At 59.3% G+C, this 2,112-nt stretch carries 3 protein-coding genes and 1 pseudogene; 1 reads left to right on the forward strand and 3 read right to left on the reverse strand.

Translation table 11 applies throughout. The features are described 5' to 3' along the window. The 3 genes from rpoZ to D8U18_RS23645 form a co-directional block, all read right to left on the reverse strand. Positions 1-110: DNA-directed RNA polymerase subunit omega (gene rpoZ / locus D8U18_RS23635; protein ID WP_131108602.1), on the reverse strand; the 110-nt coding region annotated here is incomplete at its 3' end. 167 nt (positions 111-277) lie between these two features. Further along, entirely contained in the window at positions 278-898 is a 621-nt protein-coding gene (gene gmk / locus D8U18_RS23640) for a guanylate kinase (protein ID WP_056854170.1), read from the reverse strand. A gap of 12 nt (positions 899-910) precedes the next feature. Further along, complete coding sequence (locus tag D8U18_RS23645) at positions 911-1,774, reverse strand: YicC/YloC family endoribonuclease (RefSeq protein WP_056854169.1); 864 nt, start codon at positions 1,772-1,774, stop codon at positions 911-913. Between the two features lie 267 nt (positions 1,775-2,041). Here D8U18_RS23645 and D8U18_RS23650 point away from each other — a divergent pair. Further along, positions 2,042-2,112, forward strand: a pseudogene (locus D8U18_RS23650) (ribonuclease PH); the annotation flags it as partial.

The raw sequence follows: 2,112 nt of genomic DNA on the forward strand, positions 1-2,112 counted from the left end.
GGCTCTTTGCCGCCGGTGGCCAGTTGACGGGCACGCTTGGTAGAGAGCATGACCAGCTCAAAGCGGTTTTCCACGTGTTCTAGGCAGTCTTCAACGGTTACGCGGGCCATGGTATTCCTCGGAGCGAATGCAATATGCGCGCTGCCCGGTTGGGCGAGCGGACTCAACAGTTTAAAAAATCACCAGCGATTAGGGAAGCGCTGATTTTTTGATCAAGCCCTTCAACGCGCTGCAAGTGCCAATGTAAAGCCCTTGCAGCGGTTTTGGGAAGTGCTCTTTAACCGAGCAATTCAGCCAGCAATTTGCCGTGGCGCTGTTGCTGACGCTTCTGAATCAGCTGATTGGCGCGAAAAATCGCCTTCAGATCGTGCAGTGCGTGGGCGAAATCGTCGTTGATGATCAGGTAGTCATAGTCGACATAGTGGCTCATCTCGCTGACGGCTTCGCGCATCCGGCCATCGATGATTTCGTCGCTGTCCTGGCCACGATTGGTCAGGCGCTGATGCAGGGCTTCAAGTGACGGCGGCAAGATGAAAATCGAACGGGCCTGAGGCATCAGCTTGCGCACTTGCTCGGCGCCTTGCCAGTCGATTTCCAGAATCAGGTCGTGACCTTCGTCCAGGGTCTGCTGCAAGTGGCTCTGCGAGGTCCCGTAGAGATTGCCGAATACTTCGGCGCGCTCGAGGAAATCCCCGTGTTCGATCATCTTCACGAACTCGCTGCGCTCGACGAAGTGATAGTTCACGCCGTTCACTTCACCGGGGCGCATGGCGCGGGTGGTGTGCGAGACCGAAACGCGAATTTCCGGATCGGCGTCGGTCAGGGCCTTGACCAGGCTGCTTTTGCCCGCGCCCGATGGGGCGGAAATGATGTAGAGGGTGCCGGTGCTGTGGGTCATGTCGGGGTTGCCTTACTCAATATTCTGCACTTGTTCACGCATCTGCTCGATCAACACTTTCAGGTTGACCGCCGCTTGGGTGCTGCGCGGGTCGAAGGCTTTGGAGCCCAGGGTGTTGGCTTCGCGGTTGAGCTCCTGCATCAGGAAGTCCAGGCGCCGACCGGCGGCGCCGCCAGACTTGAGTACACGACGAACTTCGATGATGTGAGTGCTCAGGCGATCCAGTTCTTCGGCGACGTCGCTTTTCTGCGCGAGCATGACCATTTCCTGCTCCAGACGCTGTGGGTCCATCTCGGCCTTCATGTCGGCGAAACGATCAAGCACTTTCTGGCGCTGGGTGGCGAGCATTTGCGGAACCAGTTCACGCAGGGTCACCACGTCTTCTTCAATGGACGTCAAGCGCTCATTGATCAGCCGTGCCAGCTCCGCGCCCTCTCGCTCGCGTCCGGCCTTGAGCTCTTTCAAGCCCTGGTTGAACAGCGCCAGTGCCTGGGCATTCAAGGCTTGCGGGTCGGTAGCGTCACCTACAAGTACGCCGGGCCAGGCCAGGACTTCCAGCGGGTTCAGTGCTGCCGGGTTCTTGATCAGGCTGGCAACGGTCTCGGCGGCGGCGACCAGTTGTGCGGCGCGTGCCTGGTCGACTTGCAGCGGTTTGCCGGTGTTTTCTTCGGTGAAGCGCAGGGTGCATTCGAGCTTGCCCCGGGATACACCTTGGCGCAGGGCTTCACGGACGGCACCTTCGAGGTCGCGAAAGGACTCCGGCAGGCGCAGGTGGGGTTCCAGGTAGCGGCTGTTGACCGAGCGCAGTTCCCAGCTCAGGGTGCCTTGGACGCCGGCGCTTTCGACGCGGGCGAAGGCGGTCATGCTGTGCACCATGGAGGTACCTCGCAGTGCAGATCGGCGCGGAACTGATGTTCAGGCAATCCGATATCAATGAATTAAAGCCGACTGGCAGCAAAGGCGCAGGATTGTAGCGCAGTGGCGCCAATGCGCCCAAACACACGGAGTGACAATCGGCTGCAGGTCGTCGGGCACGGGCTGTTCAGAGCCTTCGCTCGTCCGAGTAATTTTTTAGAAGTGCCCAGGCGTGGCTGGCGGCTCTATAATGCTTCGCAGTTTTCCGTCCCCGTACAGGTATCCCTTATGAAACGTCCAAGTGGTCGCGCTGCCGATCAGCTCCGCTCGATCCGCATTACCCGCAACTACACCAAACA

Origin of the sequence: Pseudomonas sp. Sample_10 (genome assembly GCF_004321495.1) — a bacterium.
Classification (GTDB): Bacteria; Pseudomonadota; Gammaproteobacteria; order Pseudomonadales; family Pseudomonadaceae; genus Aquipseudomonas.